10 protein-coding genes are annotated in these 18,112 nt (G+C 73.3%); all 10 read right to left on the reverse strand.

From position 1 onward, the window contains the following. Positions 1-57: 57 nt before the first annotated feature. The 10 genes from ACIGJO_RS20145 to ACIGJO_RS20190 all read right to left on the reverse strand — a co-directional run bounded on the left by ACIGJO_RS20145 (position 58) and on the right by ACIGJO_RS20190 (position 18,087). A complete protein-coding gene (locus ACIGJO_RS20145) occupies positions 58-252 on the reverse strand; it encodes a ferredoxin (RefSeq protein ID WP_399959813.1) in 195 nt (64 codons plus the stop codon). A 26-nt stretch (positions 253-278) separates the two neighbouring features. Beyond that, a complete protein-coding gene (locus ACIGJO_RS20150) occupies positions 279-1,502 on the reverse strand; it encodes a cytochrome P450 (protein WP_399959815.1) in 1,224 nt (407 codons plus the stop codon). 221 nt (positions 1,503-1,723) lie between these two features. Further along, a complete protein-coding gene (locus tag ACIGJO_RS20155; RefSeq protein ID WP_399959817.1) occupies positions 1,724-3,145 on the reverse strand; it encodes an MDR family MFS transporter in 1,422 nt (473 codons plus the stop codon). After that, a complete protein-coding gene (locus ACIGJO_RS20160; RefSeq protein WP_399959819.1) occupies positions 3,142-13,107 on the reverse strand; it encodes an amino acid adenylation domain-containing protein in 9,966 nt (3,321 codons plus the stop codon). The genes ACIGJO_RS20155 and ACIGJO_RS20160 overlap by 4 nt, the downstream gene beginning before the upstream one ends. 1 nt (position 13,108) lies before the next feature. Next, positions 13,109-13,894: an ABC transporter ATP-binding protein gene (locus ACIGJO_RS20165; protein ID WP_399959821.1), complete on the reverse strand. Its 786-nt coding sequence runs from the start codon at positions 13,892-13,894 to the stop codon at positions 13,109-13,111. Next, positions 13,891-14,823: a FecCD family ABC transporter permease gene (locus ACIGJO_RS20170; RefSeq protein WP_399960257.1), complete on the reverse strand. Its 933-nt coding sequence runs from the start codon at positions 14,821-14,823 to the stop codon at positions 13,891-13,893. The genes ACIGJO_RS20165 and ACIGJO_RS20170 overlap by 4 nt, the downstream gene beginning before the upstream one ends. A gap of 59 nt (positions 14,824-14,882) precedes the next feature. Continuing rightward, on the reverse strand, positions 14,883-15,905 hold the full coding sequence (locus ACIGJO_RS20175; RefSeq protein ID WP_399959824.1) for a FecCD family ABC transporter permease: 1,023 nt from the start codon (positions 15,903-15,905) through the stop codon (positions 14,883-14,885). Next, on the reverse strand, positions 15,902-16,897 hold the full coding sequence (locus tag ACIGJO_RS20180) for an ABC transporter substrate-binding protein (RefSeq protein WP_399959826.1): 996 nt from the start codon (positions 16,895-16,897) through the stop codon (positions 15,902-15,904). The genes ACIGJO_RS20175 and ACIGJO_RS20180 overlap by 4 nt, the downstream gene beginning before the upstream one ends. 102 nt (positions 16,898-16,999) lie before the next feature. Continuing rightward, positions 17,000-17,851: a siderophore-interacting protein gene (locus tag ACIGJO_RS20185; protein ID WP_399959828.1), complete on the reverse strand. Its 852-nt coding sequence runs from the start codon at positions 17,849-17,851 to the stop codon at positions 17,000-17,002. Continuing rightward, on the reverse strand, positions 17,848-18,087 hold the full coding sequence (locus ACIGJO_RS20190; RefSeq protein WP_399959830.1) for a phosphopantetheine-binding protein: 240 nt from the start codon (positions 18,085-18,087) through the stop codon (positions 17,848-17,850). Before ACIGJO_RS20190 ends, ACIGJO_RS20185 begins: the two co-directional genes overlap by 4 nt. Positions 18,088-18,112: the final 25 nt, after the last annotated feature.

Raw genomic sequence — 18,112 nt, forward strand, 5'->3', positions numbered from 1 at the left:
CACGGCGTGCGGCATCCGGCACATCCCCCCGGTCCGCGGCGCCCTGCCGGACAGGCCCTACGCCACCGTGATCGCCCGCACCGGGCAGACGCGGGCCGCCTCGCCCGCCAGAGGGTCGACGGTGTCGCCGTCCTCCGCACCCGGCAGCAGCTCGCTGTAGCCGTCGTCGTCCTGGGTGAACAGGTTCGGGGCGGTCAGCGCGCACTGTCCCGCGCCGATGCACACATCCGTGTCAATACTGATCCGCGTCATGGCCGGATCCTTTCCGGAGAGCCGTGTCACCAGGCCACGGGCAGTTCGAGCATGCCCTGGATCGTGTCGCCGGGCTTGAACGGAATATCGTCGGCGGGCGCCGCGAGCCGCAGTCCCGGCAGCCGCGCGAAGAGGGAGCGCAGAGCGATCTCGATCTCGGCCCGTGCCAGGTTCTGACCGAGGCACTGATGGACACCGAAGCCGAAGGCGACGTGGTGGCGCGCCTGGCGGCCGAGGTCGAGCTCGTCCGGTGCGGGGTAGGCGGCGGCGTCGCGATTGGCCGTCGACGCGGACATGACGACGCCTTCGCCGGCCCTGATCGTCACGCCGCCGATCTCGATGTCCTCGGTCGCCACCCGGGCCAGCGTGTCCGCGATCGACAGGTAGCGCAGCAGCTCCTCCACCGCGGACGGCATCAGCTCCTCCTCGCCGCGCAGCCGCGCGAGCTGCTCCGGGTGCTGGAGCAGGGTGAAGGTACCCAGCGAGATCATGTTCGCGGTCGTCTCGTGGCCCGCGACGAGCAGGATCTGCGCGAGCCGGACCAGCTGTTCGCGGCCGATCGCCCCGGTATCGAGCTGTCCGGCGATCAGCTCGTCGAGCAGTCCCTCACCCCTGACAGTCTGTTTGTGCGCGATGAGCTTCCGGAAGTACTCGTCGAGGTCGTCCCGCGCGGCCTGGACGTCGGCGGCCCCGGGCCCGCGCAGTAACTTCCGCGAACGGGACTCGAAGAAGTCGTGGTCGGAGTACGGGACACCGAGCAGCGCGCAGATCACCATCGAGGGAACGGGCAGCGCGAACGCGTTCACCAGATCGACGGGGGGTCCCTGCGCGATCATCCTGTCCAGCAGCCGGTCCACGGTCTCCTGGATCCGGGGACGCAGGGTCTCGGTCCGCTTGAGAGTGAAGCTCGGTACCAGCATCCGGCGTTGCGTGCGGTGTTCCGGGTCGTCGACTCCCAGGAGTTCGACGCGGCGCGAGGCGATCTTCGCCAACCGCTCGGTGGGGATGGGGAACGCGGGGTTCTCCCGGTCGGCGGACAGCCGCGGGTCGGCCAGGAGTGCTCGGGCCTCGGCATGCCCGGTGACCAGCCAGACGGTCCGGCCGTCGAAGAGTGTGGCGGACGACAGCGGTCGTTGTTCCGTGCCGGGGGGCGGCCGGTATCCCGTCGGCGGGTGGTAGGGGCAGGTGCGGTCCTGGGGGAAGGCGATGGTGCCGGTCCGAACGCCGGTGCCGGTGTCGGTGTCTGCCATGACGAGCCTCGCAAGAGCAGAAGGGAAGAGGTCCTACCGATCACTCCCTACTAGATGCCTCAGTCACCTATTTGGTCTATGCACTGTTCGGCCAACTCGCTTCTGCCCCGAGGCGTGAGCGCCGGTGCGCCTCGTGCCCGACGCCGTCTCCGGAGCTCCCCCGCCGGCCTGCCCCCGCGACTGCGGCGGGGGCAGGCCGGCTGATGCCCGCATCGGAGGTGTCAGGGCTTCCCTGCCCGGGTACGGGGCAGCCTGCTCGCCCCCGCGGCGGCGAGCAGGCAGAAGCCGAGCACCCACCAGAAGGTGTCGGCGAACGCCGAGGAGACGTCCTGGCCGCGGGCGGACAGCCGGTTCTCCAGGACCACCGCGAGGGCGGCGGTCCCGACCGAACCGCCCACCGTATTGAGCAGGTTGAGCGCCCCGGACGCGCGAGGCAGCTGCTCGGGTTCGATGCGGCTGTAGACGATGTTCATCACGGGCGCGCCGACCATGGCCATGCCGATGCCCCGGACCGCGAGCGACGAGGCGATCACGAGGTCCGGAAGATCGTGGCCGAGCCGGGTGAACGGAACCGTCCCCGCGAGGATCAGCACGATGCCGGTGACCACCAGGGTCCGCGGCGCGACCTTGCTGATGGTGCGGGTCACCAGCACGGACCCGGCCGCCGCGCCCAGCCCCTGGGGGGCGAGCAGCAGCCCGGCCTCCCACGCCGTCAGCCCGCGGGCCGTCTGGAAGTACAGCGGCAGCAGGAACATCGTGCCGAACACCGACGCGCCCAGGACGAGCAGCGCCAGGGCGGCGGCGCCGAAGGGCGGCCGGGCGAACAGCCGGGGGTCGACCAGTGGCGTACCACGGGTCCGCAGCCCGTGGACGGTGAAGCCGGCCAGCATCGCCAGCCCCGCCGTCACACCGACCGCGGCCGGGAGCGTGCGGCCGTGGGCGACCTCGGTCAGCCCGTACACCAGCACGGCGAGGCCGGGCGAGAGCAGCGCCGCCCCCCGCAGGTCGAACGCGGTCCGCCGCGTCGACGGCGGGAGTGCGGGCACGTAGCGGCGGGCGAGCACCGCGGCGACCACGCCGATCGGCAGGTTGACCAGGAACAGCCACGGCCATGGCGCCGCACTGAGGATGGAGCCGCCGGCCAGCGGGCCGAACACCGGGGACAGCAGCGGGACGACCGCGACGACGCTGATCACCCGCCCGGTGCGGTCGGGGCCCGCGACGCGGGCCAGCAGTGCCTGGCCGGTCGCGGGCAGCAGCCCGCCGCCGAGGCCCTGGACGACCCGGAACACGATCAGGCTGGTCACCGACCAGGCCATCGCGCACAGCACCGAGCCGAGCAGGAACACCCCCACGGCGGCGAGCCAGGTCCGCCGGCCGCCGAACCGGTCGGCCAGCCAGCCGGACGCGGGCACGGCGGCGACGACCGCCAGCAGGTAGGCGGTGCTGACCCACTGGATCTCGGCGACGGAAGCGCCGAACTCCTCGGTCAGGCTGTCGATGCCGACGCTGACGATCGTGGCGTCCAGGGTCGCCATGAAGGTGCCGAGCACCAGGATGAACGCGATCCGCAGCAGGTGTCCGTCCACCCGCTCGCCCGGCGGCGCGGACTTCCGCTCCGGCGGTGCGGCGTTCCCGCTCATCGGGCCTCCAGAAGGTCGAGCACGTCGTCGTCGAGGTGGGTGTCCAGGGTGCGGAGCAGGCCGAGCAGTTCCTCGGCGAGGCCGTCGGCGTCCACCCCGGCCCGGTGGGCCAGCACACCGCTCCAGCCGTCGCCGTCCGGCATGACCGTCAGGGTCACCGGGTGGTGCGTGGATTCGCGGAAGCGGGTGGCGACGACCGTGAGTCCGGGGGCGGGTTCGCGCAGACGGTCGGGGTCGACCGGGTAGTTCTCGAACACCACCAGGCTGTCGAACAGCCGGTGCCGCCCGGTGAGCCGTTCCAGGTCGGACAGGGCGACATGGTGGTGCTCGACCAGCGCCCGCTGCCCGCTCTGGAGACCGGCGAGCGTGTCGGCGAGGGTGCCTTCGAGCCGTGCCCGGACGGGCACGGTGTTGGCCAGCAGCCCGATGATCTCCTCGACACCCTCCAGCTCCGCAGGACGGCAGGCGACCATGGCGCCGAAACAGACGTCCGTGAGGCCGGAGCGCCGGGCGAGCAGCACCGCCCAGGCGCCCTGCACCAGGGTGTTCCGGGTGAGCCCGCGGCGCGCGGCGAGCCGTGTGAGGCTGTCCACCAGTGCCGCGTCGAACTCGATGAGCTCGGGTTCCTGCCAGGCCGGACCGGGTTCGCCGCCGCCCAGGTAGTCGCCCTCGGGCAGACCGTCGAGTTCGGCCGCCCAGGCGCCCAGGTCCGGTTCGTGGTCGGCGCACCAGCTCAGGTAGTCCGCGAACGGTACGGGTTCGGGCAGGTCCGGGGCCTCGCCGCGGAGCCGCGCCGTGTACAGGGCGAAGAGTTCGGTGAGGATGCGCGGGGCCGACCAGCCGTCGGAGAGCACATGATGGCTGGTCATGACCAGGTCGGCGCGCCCGGGGCCGCACCGGATCACGGTCAGGCGCAGGAGCGGACCGCGGGCGAGGTCGAACGGCTCGGCCAGGTCCGCGGCCAGCACCTCCTCGGCCGGTCCGTCGGCCACGCGGAAGTCCGGCCGGGGCGCCACCGGGATCACCGCCAGGTCGGCGGGGAAGGCGGCCCCCAGGTTCGGGTGCCGGGCCAGCAGGTCGGCGCCGGCGGCCCGCAGGGCCTCGGTGTCGAGCGCTCCGGCGAGGGAGAACGTCGACTGCACGGTGTACGGGTCGGGGCGCTCGGTGCGCGAGTGCCGCAGCATCACCTCCTGGAGCGGGGTGAGCGGCTGCATCCCGGCGACCGGGCGGTCGGGGTCGAGTGCCCCGATCTCCGGCGCGGCGGCGGTGCGCAGGAGCGCGGCCCACAGGGCCTCGGCCAGTTCCTCGGCCTCGGCGGCGGTGAACAGCGCGGACGGCCAGGTGATCCGGACACCGAGCATGTCGTCGCGCACCAGGGCGTTGACCATCAGGCCGTACGGCAGCGGCATGGCGTCGGACCCGTTGGAGCCGAGCGGTCCGGCGTCCGGGGGCGCCTGCCACGGCGTCTCCAGGGCCGGGGCTCCGGGGTACTGGCCGAGATAGTTCCAGGCGATCTCCGGTTCCACGGGGTCCAGCAGGCCCGCCGAGGTGAGGATGCCGTAGCCGAGGCCGTCGCCCTGGGCACGCAGCCTCTCCCTGACCGCCTTCACGTCGTCGCCCGCGTCGAGCCGCACGGGGTGGACGGCGGTGAACCAGCCGACGGTCTGGGACAGATCGACCTGGCGCGGCCGGCCGTGGCTCTCCAGGGCGACCAGCAGTTCGGGGGTTCCGCGCCAGGCCCGTACCGCCTGGGCGAGCGCCGTGAGCAGCACGGCGTCCGGGGTGGTGCGGTAGGCGGTGGGCAGCGTGGTGATCAGGGCACGGGTCGACTCGGTGTCGAGCCGGATCTCGTGGTGCGCCGCGGTGGCCACGGTGTCCCGGGCGGGGTCGAGCGGGCGGGTGAGTGCCGGGGTGGCCGTCATCCGCCGCCAGTGCGGCAGTTCGGCGCGCCGGTCGGCGTCGCGCAGCGAACGCGCCCAGCCGAGGAACGACTGTCCGTGCCGGGCCAGGGTCCCGCCGGAGTGCGCGTGCTCCAGGTCGTCCAGCAGGACGCGCCAGGACACACCGTCGACGACCAGGTGGTGAGCGATCAGGACGAGGCGCCCGGGGCGGTCCGGACCCGCGTCCACCCAGACGGCGCGCAGCAGCGGGCCGGTGCGCGGGTCCATCGACGCCAGGGCTCCGGCGATCCCGGCGTCGGCCGCGGCGCGCAGGTCGTCCGCCGCCCCCACCCGGGTCAGTACCGCGGCTCCGGTCACCGCGCCGGCCGGCGGGATGTGCAGCGTGTCGTCGGCGAGACGGGCCCGCAGTACGTCGTGCCGGGCCAGGACCGCGTCGAGCACGGTCTGCCAGGCCGCCTGGTCGCCGCCCGGCGGGACGCAGATCTCCACCCACTGGCAGAACCCGTCGGCGGCGGTCCCGGCCCGGCGCAGCAGGTCCCGCATGACCGGGGTCAGCGGCGCGTCGCCGACGGCGGGGGCCTCTCCGCCGTCCAGGGCGCGGGCCCGTGCGGCGATTCCGGCGACCGTCTCGCCCTCGAAGACGTCCCGCGCGGTCAGTCCTATCCCCTGGCGCCGGGCGCGCGAGACGACCTGGAGCGAGACGATGCTGTCTCCGCCGATGGCGAAGAAGTCGTCGTCGGGGCCGATGTCCTCGCGGCCCATGACGTCCCGGAGCACGGCGAGCAGCACCGCTTCGGCCTCGGTGGCGGGTTCGCGCCGTGCGGTGGCCAGGGTCTCGGGGGCCGGCAGCGCGGCGGCGTCGAGCTTGCCGCTGGGGCTCAGCGGCAGCCGGCCGATCGGTACGAGCGCCGTCGGCACCATGTGGTCGGGCAGTTCCCGGGCCAGGTACTCACGCACCCGGGCGGTGTCCAGGTCGGCGCCGTCGGTGGGGATGACATAGCCGGTGAGCCTGCCGTCCCGCACGATCACGGCGCAGGCGCGGACGTCGGGGTGGCCGGTCAGCGTGGACTCGATCTCGCCCAGTTCGACCCGGAAGCCGCGGATCTTGACCTGGTGGTCGGCGCGGCCGAGGAACACCAGCTGTCCGTCGGGCCGCCATCGCACGAGGTCGCCGGTGCGGTACATCCGCTCCCCCGGCGGGCCGAACGGGCCGGCCACGAAGGCGGCGGCGGTCAGCGCGGGGCGGCCCAGGTAGCCGCGGGCCAGGCTCGGCCCGGCGAGGTACAGCTCGCCCGTCACTCCGAAGCCGACCGGCTGGAGTCCGCCGTCGAGAACGTAGGCGCGGACGTTGGGGTCGGGGCGGCCGATCGGCAGCGGGCCGGTGTCGTCCGGGTCGTAGTGCCAGGTCGTGGAGTTGATCGTGACCTCGGTCGGACCGTAGGCGTTGAACAGCGCCCGGCGCCCCTCGCCCCAGCGCCGTGCCAGCTCGGGGTCGAGGCGCTCGGCACCGACGACGAAGAACACGTCGGGGTCGACGGTGCGGTCGTCGGGCATCGCGGCCAGGAACGACGGCAGCAGGTTCACTCCGGTCACGCGGTGCTCGGTGATGTAGTCGAGGAGTTCGTCGCCGGGGACGCGTACCTCCTCGGGAGCGATCACGGAGGTACCGCCGGAGAGCAGCGGCACCATGGTCTGCCAGAACGCGACGTCGAAGCCGGTCGAGGCGAAGTGCAGATAGCGGTCGTGCTCGGTGACGCCGACGACCTCTTCCTGGAGCGCGATCAGGTCGGGCACGGCCCGGTGGGTCACGCCGACGCCCTTGGGCCGCCCGGTGGTTCCGGAGGTGTAGATGACGTAGGCGAGCGCGTCCTCGGTGAGCCCGGCGCGTGCCCCGGCCGGGTCGGTGTCCGGTACGGAGGCGAGTGCGGCCGGGTCGTCCAGCCGCAGGACCGGGATGCCGCGTTCGACGGGCAGGGCGGCGCCGGTGGTCACGGCCGCGGCCGGGGCGATGTCGTCGAACATGTAGGCGATCCGTTCCTGCGGGTAGCTCGTGTCCATCGGTACGTAGACCGCGCCGGCCTTGGCCACACCGAACAGCGCGACGGTCATCTCGATGTCCCGTCCGAGCAGGACGGCGACCGGATCCTGGGGCCGTACACCGCGCTCGATCAGCGCGTGGGCGAGCCGGTTGGCCCGCCGGTCCAGCTCGGCGTAGTCCAGGCTGCGGTCGCGGCAGACCAGTGCCTCGGCGTCGGGCCTGCGGCGCACCTGGGCCGCGAACTCCTCCAGCCAGTGGCCCCGGCTCCGGGCGGCGACGGTCCCGGTGCCGGTACGCAGCATCCGCCGCCGCTCGTCGGTGCCGAGTGCGGGCAGCCGGAGCGCGGGCCGCGCCGGGTCGTCGACGATCTCCCGCAGGAGGTTGTGCAGCCAGCGGCCGTGGTCGCGCACGGTGTCCCCGCCGAAGGCGCCCGGCTGGTAGCCGAGGCCGATCGTGATCTCGTCGTCGGGGATCACGATGACGGTGAGCGCGTAGTGGGTGGCATCGGTGATGTCCACGCCGGCCAGGTCGAGTCCGGGGGCGAGCGGGGTGCGCTTCCGGCTGGACAGCGGGAAGTTCTCCATCACCAGCATCGTGTCGAACAGTTCACCGATGCCCACCGCCCGCTGGATCGCGGGCAGTCCGACGTGGTGGTGCTCGTTCAGGGCGACGCTCTCGGCGTGCACACGCGCCAGCAGGTCGCGCACACTCAGGTCCTGGGTGTGCCGGACACGTACCGGGATGGTGGTGCCGAGCTGACCGATCATCGACTCCACGCCGTCGACCTCGGCGGGCCGCCCGGACACCGGGCAGCCGAACACGACGTCGCGGCGCCCGGTGAGCCGGCCGAGCAGCAGGCCCCACGCCGTCTGGAGCACGGTCGTCAGGGTGACGCCCTGCTCGCGGGCGAACGCCCGCAGCCGGTCGCTGAACTCGCGTCCCAGACCGACGGTTTCGCGGCCGGGCCGCTCCACCGTGCTCCCGGTGCTCGCCGGTGCCAGCCGGGTCGCGTCGTCGACTCCGGCCAGCGCGTCCCGCCAGGCGTCGAGGGACGCCTCCCGGTCCCGGCCCGCCAGCCACCGGAAGTACTCCGAGAGCGGCGGGGAGGCGGGGGCGGCGGGGCCGCCGCTCAGCTCGGCATAGATGGCGAGCAGGGTGCGGCCGACCAGCGGCATCGACCAGCCGTCGAGCAGGGCGTGGTGGTTGGTGATCGCCAACTTGTGCTCGGCGGGCCCGACACGCGACAGCAGGAAGCGGATCAGCGGCGGCCGGGCCGGGTCGAACGGCCGCTCCAGATCGGCGCGGGCCGCTTCGGGGAACCGGTCGGCCTCCCGCCAGTCCAGGGCGACATCGGCCGGGATCACCTGGACGACCTCGTCCCCCGCCGTGCCCAGGTACACGCGCAGGGCGGGGTGGCGGCGCAGCAGTTCGCGTGCGGCCTCGGCCATCCGGTCCGGCTTCAGCTGGCCGGCCAGGGTGGTCACGGCCTGGACGACGTAGACGTCGGTGTCGTGGTCGTCGCGGAGCAGGGTGTGGAAGGACAGCCCGACCTGGAGGGGGGTGGCGGGCAGCACGTCCGTGATGCGGCCGGTGCGTTCGAGGGCGTCGATGGCGGTCTGGTCGAGGCCGACCAGCGGGAGGTCCGAGGGGGTGAGTCCGCCCGTGGTGTGCAGCGCGTGCTCGGCCAGCGCGTCCAGCGCCGCGGTCCAGGCCCTCTGCAGCGCGGCCACGGCATCGGTGCCGAGCACCCGGGTCGCGGCCGTCCACTCGACGGCGAGCCGTGGCGCGCCCTTCTCGTGGACGAAGCAGTTGAGCGCGAGCACCTGTTCCAGGGCCTTGGCCCCGGGCTCGGTCACCGAGAAGGCGTCGTGCCGCGGCAGGTGCCATCCGGTTCCGGTGAGCGGGGCGAAGCGGCCCAGGTAGTTCAGCAGGACGTCCGGGGGCGGGGTGGCCGCGAGTCCGGCGCCGGCTTCGGGGTCGAGGTGGCGCAGGACTCCGTAGCCGATGCCGCCGTCGGGGACGCCTCGCCTGGCCTCCTTGGCGGCGCGCAGCGTCTGCCCCACGTCGTCGGACGCGGGGACGCGGACCGGGTATTCGCTGGTGAACCAGCCGATCGTGCGGGACAGGTCGAGGTGTTCACGGCCGTGGCCCTCCATCGACACGGTCACGGCGTCGTCCGGCAGGCCCCAGCCGCGCAGGGCGAGGACGAGTGCGGCCAGCAGCACTTCGTCGGCTCCGGCGCGGTAGGCCGCGGGCAGGGTGGTGAGCAGCGCCTCGGTGACCTCGGGCGAGGCCACGGTGACCGACCGGTGGGCGGTCGAGACGGTGTCCTCGGCCGGGTCCAGCGGCCGGGCGCCCAGGCGGGGGGCGGAGGCGAGCGCGGTACGCCAGTGGTCGAGTTCGCCCCGGCGCGCGCCGGACGCCCCCTGCTCGGCGAGGAGCGTGGCGTGCCGCCGCCAGGACGTCCCGACCGGGTCGAGAGTGCCGCCCGTGCAGGCCTTGTGCAGGTCGGGCAGCAGGATGCGCCAGGACACGCCGTCCATGGCGAGGTGGTGCACGACGACGACCAGGCGGTCCGGTGTGCCGTCGGCGGTACGGAGCAGGGCCGCCCGGAGCAGGTCGCCCGTCCGCGGGTCGAGTTCACCCGCGAGGCGCCCCGCGAGGGCGTTCACGTCCTCGCCGTGGACCTCGAGAACGACGGCGCGCACGGTGCCGCGGGGCAGTACCTCCAGGCCGTCGGCGACCCGCAGCCGCAGTGCGTCGTGGTGGTCGAGCACGGCCTGCACACCCGTGGTCAGGTCCTGGTGGCCGAGTTCGCCGACGCCGAGGGCGGTCCACTGCGCGTAGCCGGCGACGGTGTCCACGTCCGGATGCGGGTCGAGCAGACCGCGCACGATCGGCGGGGCGGGAACGGGTCCGGTCGGGTCGTCCGCCGGTCCGGTCACGTCCTCCAGCAGTTCGGCGGAGGCGGCCAGCGCGGCGAAGGTGCGGCGCGCCAGCAGGTCGCGCGGCCGGAGCCCGAGACCCGCCGCACGCAGTCTGCTGCTGACGGTGATCGCGGTGATGCTGTCGCCGCCGAGGGCGAAGAAGTCGTCGTCCACACCGACCCGTTCGACGTCGAGCACCTCGGCGAGGACCGCGCACAGCAGCCGCTCCCGCTCGGTGCCCGGCTCCCGGCCGCCGCCGGGCAGGGCGGGTGCGGGCAGGGCGGCGCGGTCGAGCTTGCCGTTGGGTGTGAGGGGCAGCGCGCCCAGCACCACCACCGCCGCGGGCACCATGTGCTCGGGCAGCCGCCCGGCGAGGTGGGCACGTGCCTCGTCCCCGGTGACCGAGGCGGACACGACGTAGCCGACGAGCCGCTTGGACCGGATGCCGACGGCAGCGGCGGTGACGCCCGGCACGGCGGCGAGTGCTGCCTCGACCTCGCCGGTCTCCACCCGGTGGCCGCGGATCTTGACCTGTCCGTCGCCCCGGCCCCGGTAGTCCAGTCCGCGGCCCGGCACCCACCGGGCCAGGTCGCCGGTTCGGTACATCCGCTCGCCGGGTGCGCCGAACGGGTCGGCGACGAAGCGCTCGGCGGTCGCCCCGGGCCTGCCGAGGTAACCGCGGGCCAGGTGCGGTCCGGCCAGGTACAGTTCGCCGGCCGTGCCGTGCGGTACGGGTTGCAGCGCGCTGTCCAGGACGTGGATCCGGGTGCCCGCGAGCGGGTGGCCGATCGTCGGCCCGTCGCCGTCGACGCGCGCGGTGGTGCTGTCCACGGTCGCCTCGGTCGGCCCGTACATGTTGCGTGCGGTGATGCCCGAATCGGCGATCCTGCGCCACAGCGCGGGCGGGGTGGCCTCCCCGCCGAGGACCAGCAGCGCCGGGCGCAGTTCCAGCAGGCCGCCGTCGACCAGAGGCGCGGCCATCGACGGGGTGGTGTCCACGATGTCGATGCCGTCGCGGGCGTAGGCGGCGAGCAGGGCGTCGGCGTCGCGGGCCGTCTCGCTGTCGTAGACGTGCAGTTCGTGGCCGCAGAGCAGCCACACCAGGTGGTCGAGGGCGGAGTCGAAGGCGAAGGAGTAGGTGTGGGCGGCTCGCAGCTGCCTGCCCGCGGCCCGCTCCGCCTCCGCGACGACCGTGGACCGCTGGTGGTGCAGGAGTGCGGCGAGCCCGCCGGTCCGGCCGAGCACCCCCTTGGGGCGCCCGGTCGACCCGGAGGTGTGGATCACGTAGGCGAGGTGCTCGGGGTGCCGGGGCGCGGCCAGTTCACCGGCCGTCAGCGGCTCACCGGACAGCCCGGCGGCCTCGCCGAGCAGGGTGTCCCACGACAGCCCGTCGACCGCTCCGGCGGTCAGCACCAGCGCGGGCCGGGTGTCGTCGATCAGCTCACGCAGCCGCTCGGGCGGGTACGCGGCGTCCAGGGGCAGGAACGCGGCGCCCGCGTCCAGTACCGCCAGCAGGGCGACCACCGCATCGGCGGAGCGCGGCAGTGCTGGCGCCACGATGTCGTCGGGGCCGATGCCGCGGGCGCGCAGCGCACGGGCCAGCCGGTGCACCCGCTCCGCCAGTTGGGCCGCGGACAGCCGGACCTCCCCGCACACCAGTGCCGTGCGCCCGGGACCGGCGGCGGCCATCGCGTCGAACGCGGCCGGCACGTCCATCGGCGTGCCGGGCAGCGCGGGCGGGGACCAGTGCGTAGGCGGCCCGTCCGTGCCGCCGGTCAGGGCGATCCGTCCGACGGGCAGTCCGTCCATCAATCCGGACAGCAGGGTCCTGAACCCGGACAGCAGGCCGTCGACCGCGGCCTGGTCCTTGGACCGGGCGTCGACCTCGAAGCCGAGCAGCAGCCCGCCGTCACGGGTCGGCAGGACGCTCAGGCCCATGTCCTCGGGGGGACCGCCCGCGACGTTGCGCATCACACCGCCGGCCCCGGCGAAGTCGAGTGCCAGGTCGAAGGCCTTGAGGTTGATCCCGCGTCCGTGCAGCAGCGCGCCGGCGCCGGGCGCACCGAGGTCGCGCGGCAGGTCCTCGCCCCGGTAGCGCTGGTGTTCGCGCATCTCGCGCATGGCGGCGGCGACCCGCGGGCTCAGTTCCCCGAGCCCGTCGCCGCCGCGCACGGTCACCCGCAGCGGGAGCACATTGACGGCCATGGCGGGGGTACGCAGCTCGGCCGAGCCGGTCCGGCACATCAGCGGCAGCGCGAACACGATGTCGGTGCGGCCCAGCATGCGGTGCAGGAAGGCGGCGTATCCGGCGATCAGTGCCTCACCCCAGGTGACGCCCTGTGTGCCGGCGAACGCGCGCAGCCGGGCCGTCTCCTGAGGCGTGACGACGGCACGGGCGGTCAGGGTGCGGTCGGGCGGACCGGTCTCGGTGCCGGTGTCACCGAGGTCGGGCAGCGGGGTGAACCGCTCGACCCAGTACGCGCGGTCCTCGGTGAACCGGTCGCTGTCCCGGTAGGCGCGGTCGGCGGCGACGAGCGCGGCGAAGCCGCCGAAGGTGGACTTCGCGGGTTCGGTCCCCCGGACCAGGGCGGTGTAGCGGGCGGCGGTGCGGCGGGCGAGCATCGCCGCGGTGTAGCCGTCGAAGACCAGGTGGTGGCCGAGCTGGGTGTACCAGACCTCCCGGTCGGAGAGCCGGATGACGGTACGTGCGTACAGCGGCCGGTCCACCATGCCCCGGCAGGCCTCCCCCACCCGCGCCCGCTCGGCCTCGACGAGGGCGTGGGCTGCGGCCACCGGGTCGGCCGCACCGCTGACGTCCACCACCTCGGGCGGCTCGACCGGTTCCCGGCCGACCGCCTGGCGTGGCCCCTCGGGGGTGTCGTACACCCGGAGCCGCAGGGTCTCGGCCTCCTGCGTGGTCGCTCTGACCGCCTCGGCCAGCGCGGCGGCGTCGACGCTCCCGCCGCCGGATATCTCCACCACGTCGCCGACCACGTAGTACGGCGAGTCCGGCTCCAGCCGCTGTGCGTTCCAGATGCCCAACTGGGCGCTGGTCAGGGCGAGAAGGCCGTCCGAGGGCACGCTTGCGGTGCTCAACTTACTCTCCTTGAAGTGTGGGAACGACCATCGGTGTGCCGGTCACCGGGTCGGGGACGATGACGCTCGGCAGGTCGAACACGTCCTTGATCAGTGCGGCGTCCACGATGTCCCCGGGGTCGCCCTCGGCGACCACCCGGCCGTCCCTCATGGCGACCAGGTGGTCGGCGAACCGGCAGGCCTGGTTGATGTCGTGCAGGACGGCGATGACCGTGCGGCCCTCGTTGCGCAGCCCGGCCAGCAGGCCGAGCAACTGGTACTGGTGGGTGATGTCCAGGAACGACGTCGGCTCGTCGAGCAGCAGGTAGGGCGTCCGCTGGGCGAGCACCATGGCCATCCACACCCGTTGCCGCTGGCCGCCGGACAGCTCCTGCACCGGCCGGCCCGCCAGGTCGCCGACACCTGCGGCGTCCATCGCCCCGGTGACGGCCTCCTCGTCCTGCGGCGACCACAGTGCCAGCAGCGACTGGTGCGGGAACCGTCCCCGCGCCACGAGCTGACGGACCTTGATGTCCTCGGGGGCCAGCGGGTCCTGCGGCAGGAAGCCGAGCTCCTTGGCCAGTGCCTTGGGCGCGTAGCCGCCGACCGCCCGGCCGTCGAGTTCCACCTGCCCGCTGTCGGGGCGCAGCAGCCGCACCAGCGCCCGCAGCAGGGTCGACTTCCCGCAGGCGTTGGGGCCCACGATGGCGGTGAACGCGCCGTCGGGGACGTCCAGGCTCAGCCGTGTGGACACGACGCGGTCTCCGTAGCGCAGGGTGATGTCCCGCGCGGTCAGGCGTGCGGTCACGCGCGCCTCACCTCCTTGGTCAGCAGCCAGATCAGATAGCAGCCGCCGATCGCGGTACTCACCACGCCGACGGGCAGCGCGACGGGCGCCAGCAGCATCTGGGCGAGCAGGTCGGCGCCTTGGAGCAGAACCGCCCCGGTCAGCGCGGCCGGGAGCAGCGGCACCCCGGCGGCGCCGGCGAGCCTCCGGCCGATCTGCGGGGCGGCCAGGGCGATGAAGGCGATCGGTCCGGCCACGGCGGTCACCGTGGCCGTGCAGCCGACGCCGACCAGCACCATCAGCAGTCGCAGCCGGTCGAGCCCGACCCCGGTGGTCACCGCGATCGCGTCGCCGAGCGATGCCTGGTGCATGGCGTGTGCCCGCGCGGTCATCACGGCCAGCAGTACGGCGATCACCGTGAACGGGATCCCCAGGTCCTCCCAGCCCACACCGTTGAGCGAGCCGGCGCTCCAGCCGACGGCGGCGATCGCCACCTCCAGTTCGGCGCGCAGCACGATCCATGAGTTGATCGCGGTCACCATCGCGTTGACCGCGATGCCGATCACGACCAGCCGTATGCCGGAGAAGCCGTGTTCGAACGAGAGCAGGTAGATCGCGGCCGCGACCAGCAGTCCGCCGAGCACCGAGCCGGCGGCCAGTTGGGCGGATGTGCCCGACAGTACGGTGATGGCCACCAGGGCACCGGTGTAGGCGCCGGCGTCGAGGCCGATCACGTCCGGGCTGCCCATCGGGTTGCGGGTGAGGTTCTGGAAGATCGCCCCCGCCGCACCGAGCGCGGCGCCGAAGACGAGCCCGGCCAGTACCCGCGGCAGCCGCCAGTCCAGGATCACCACGGAGGGGTCCGTCCCGGTGAGCGCGGCGAACACCTCGCCGGGCGTCGACCAGGACGCCCCGTAACAGAGCCCGAGCATCCCCAGGCACAGCATCATCGCCACCAGCACCACGACGAGTACGACGGTGCGGCGTTCGACCCTCGGTCCGTGCCCGGTCACAGTGACCCCGCCCCGTAGCGGCGGACGGCCCAGATCAGCATGGGCCCGCCGAGGAACGCGGTCACGATGGCCACCGGCACCTCGCCGGTGGGCAGCAGGATCCGCGAGCCGATGTCGGCGACCAGCAGCAGGGCCGGTCCCAGCACCATCGAGTAGAGGATCAGCCAGGGCACCGAGCCCGACGCCGGCCTGCGGACCAGATGCGGCACGATGAGTCCGACGAACAGGATCGGTCCGGCGACCGCTGTCGCCGCCCCGCTGAGCACGGTGATGAGCACCAGTGCGGCACCCCTCACCCGGCCCACGCCGGCCCCCAGTGTGTGCGCCACGCTCTCCCCCAGCGTCAGGGCGTTGAGTGCCCGGCTCAGCAGCAGTGCGCCGGTCAGCGACACCGCGATGGCGGTCAGCGGCAGGGCGAGCGGCGCCTGTTCGCGGGCCGCCAGCGATCCGACCGACCAGAAGCGGTACATGTCGAAGACGTCCGGGAGCATCAGCCGCAGCCCGAGCGCGACGCCGCTCAGCACCGCGGTCAGGGCCACTCCGGTGAGCACCAGGCGCAGTGGTGAGCGCCGCCCGACCGCGGCGACCAGCAGCGCCGCGAGCACGGAGCCGATGACGGCGAAGCCCAGTTCACCGGCCTGCCCGGCGGCCAGGCCGAGCGCCGAGCCCACGGTGATGGCGAACCCGGCGCCCGCGGTGACGCCGAGGATGCCGGGCTCCGCCAGCGGATTGCGGGCCAGCGTCTGGATCAGCGCGCCCGCCACCGCGAGCGCGGCGCCCACCGCGACGGCCAGCAGCGCGCGCGGTGCCCGGACATCACGCACGATCACATGGTCGTCGGTGCCCCGATAGTCGAACAGTGCCCGTACGACCTCGGCGGGCGGGACCTGGCGGGCCCCGACGCCCATGCTGATCACGGCGATCACCACGAGCAGCACCAGACCGCCGATCAGCCAGCCGATCCGTGGCACGGCGCGCCGGGTTCCCGCCGCACCGGACGCGCGGCCCGCGACGGTCACCGGTTCAGCAGCGGAGCGAGCGACTCGTCGATCGCGTCCAGGGTCTTCATGGCCGATCCGTAGGTCGCGGCCTCGGTGTAGCGGAGCGGGTAGGCCTTGCCGGCCTTGACGGCGGGCAGGTTCTTCCACAGCTTCGAGTCCATGACGTACTTCACCGGCTCGGGCACGGTGCCGTCGGCGTTGACCGAGTACGTGAGGACATCGGCCTCACCGAATGCGGCCGGGAGTTCCTCGATGGACGGGTACTCGCTGACCGAACGCGAGCCGGGGCCGGACTCCTTGACCTTGCCGTAGTACTTCGCGCCGAAGTCCTCGGCGATGTTGGTGCCCCACGAACCGCCGAACTCGCGCTGGAAGGTGCCCTTGGCGACCTCGCCGTACGAGCCGACGTGGCCCAGCTTGAGCTGCGGCAGTACGTCCTTGTACTTCTTGGACAGCTCGGCGGTCCTGGCCTCGTACGTGCTCTTCACCGCGTCGAACTGCTTGAGCGAGCCCGCGGCGTCGGCCTGCTTGTGCGACAGTTCGCGCCACGCGGAGGGCACGGTCGGGCCGATGGCCACGACCGGGGCTATGGACTCCAGCCGCTTGATGTCGATGTCACCGAGCACCGGGGCGGGCACACCGATGATGATCAGGTCGGGCTCGGCCTCGGCGACGGCCTCGTAGTTGGTCTCGGCCGCCGACTCACCGGCGACCTTGGGGAGTTTCTTGTAGGTGGCCAGGTCCTCCTTGCTCATCATCGGCTCGCCGCGCTTCCACGACGAGATCCCGACGAGCGGGGCGTGGGCCTCCAGCATGGCGGGCACGGCGTAGCCGGTGGCCACCACACGCTTCGGCCGGGCCGGGATGGTGATCTTGCCGTTGTCCGCCGCGAACACCCGGGTCTCGGCCTTGTCCGAGGAGTCCGACCCGCCCTCCGACGACCCGCATCCGGCCAGGACGAGGGCCAGCGACACCGCGCCGGCCAGGCCGAACGATCTGCGTATGGACATGCAAACGCTCCTTGCTAGTTAGGTAAGGCTCACCTTAGTTCATGGCCTTTCGGCAGGACAACCGCGGACCGGCGTCACACCTGTCCCGGTCCGGACGGTTTGTCAGTGATCGGCCTCGTCGAAGTCGGCGACGCCGCGCTTCCAGTACCCGGTGATGTCGGAGTCGACTTTGTCCAGGCCCAGTTCGTCGCGGACCCAGCGGCGCAGCGGCTTGATCTGCCCGGCCTCCCCCGCGGCCCACACGTACACCCGCTCCCCCTCGGGCACGGCCACGGCGGTCACCGCCCGCTCCAGCGCGTCACCGCTCCCCGCGGGGTGGCCGCCGCGGTGCAGCCAGCGCACCTCGAAACCTTCGGGCGCGGACAGCTCGATCTCCTGCGCGGCGTCGGCGACCTCGATGAACGCCCAGCCCTTCGCGGACCTGGGCAGCTCCTCCAGCCGGCGAGCGATCGCGGGCAGTGCCGTGATGTCGCCCGCGAGCAGGTAGCGGTCGTAGGCGTGCGGGACGATCATCCCGCCGGGCGGCCCCGCGATGTGCATGACGGCACCCGGCCGGGCCTCGCGCGCCCAGTCCGAGGCGAGTCCGCCCTCGTGCGGGGCGATGTCGATGTCGATCTCACCCGCGGCCGGGTCGTAGCGGCGCACGGTGTACTCCCGCGAGACGAGCGCCGGCCGCGGCCAGCGCAGCATCGCGCCGTTCCGCTCGGGCAGCCGCAGCGTGCCGTCCGGGTCCGGGAAGATCAGTTTCACGTGCTCGTCCGGCGCGTGGGCCTCGAAGCCCTCGGCACCCGCACCACCGAGGGTCACCCGCAGCAGACCGGAGCCGACCATGGCGACCCGTACGACCTCGGTCTCCCGGATACCGATCGGATAGCCCACCTTCTCGGCATGGCGGCCCGCCCCGACCTCCGCGATCCGCTCCAGGTGGCGGTGCCTGTGGTCGACGCGGCTCATGCGGCGCCCCCCGTCAGCAGCGCCGTCCAGTGCCCGAGTTCGGGCTGCTCGGCCAGGTCGGGAAACTCCAGGGCGCCCGCCCCCGCGGTACGCCAGCGCTCGACCAGGACCATGATCCGCACCGAGTCCAGGCCGAGGTCGACCAGATTCTCCTCGGGATCGATGTCGGCGGGGTCGCAGTCGAGCAGCTCCGCGACATCGGCGCGGACACGTTCGGGCGACAGGATCTGACTCATCGGATGACTCCTGCGGAATGGACGC

It is taken from the genome of Streptomyces sp. NPDC079020 (genome assembly GCF_044542225.1).
GTDB lineage: Bacteria > Actinomycetota > Actinomycetes > Streptomycetales > Streptomycetaceae > Streptomyces.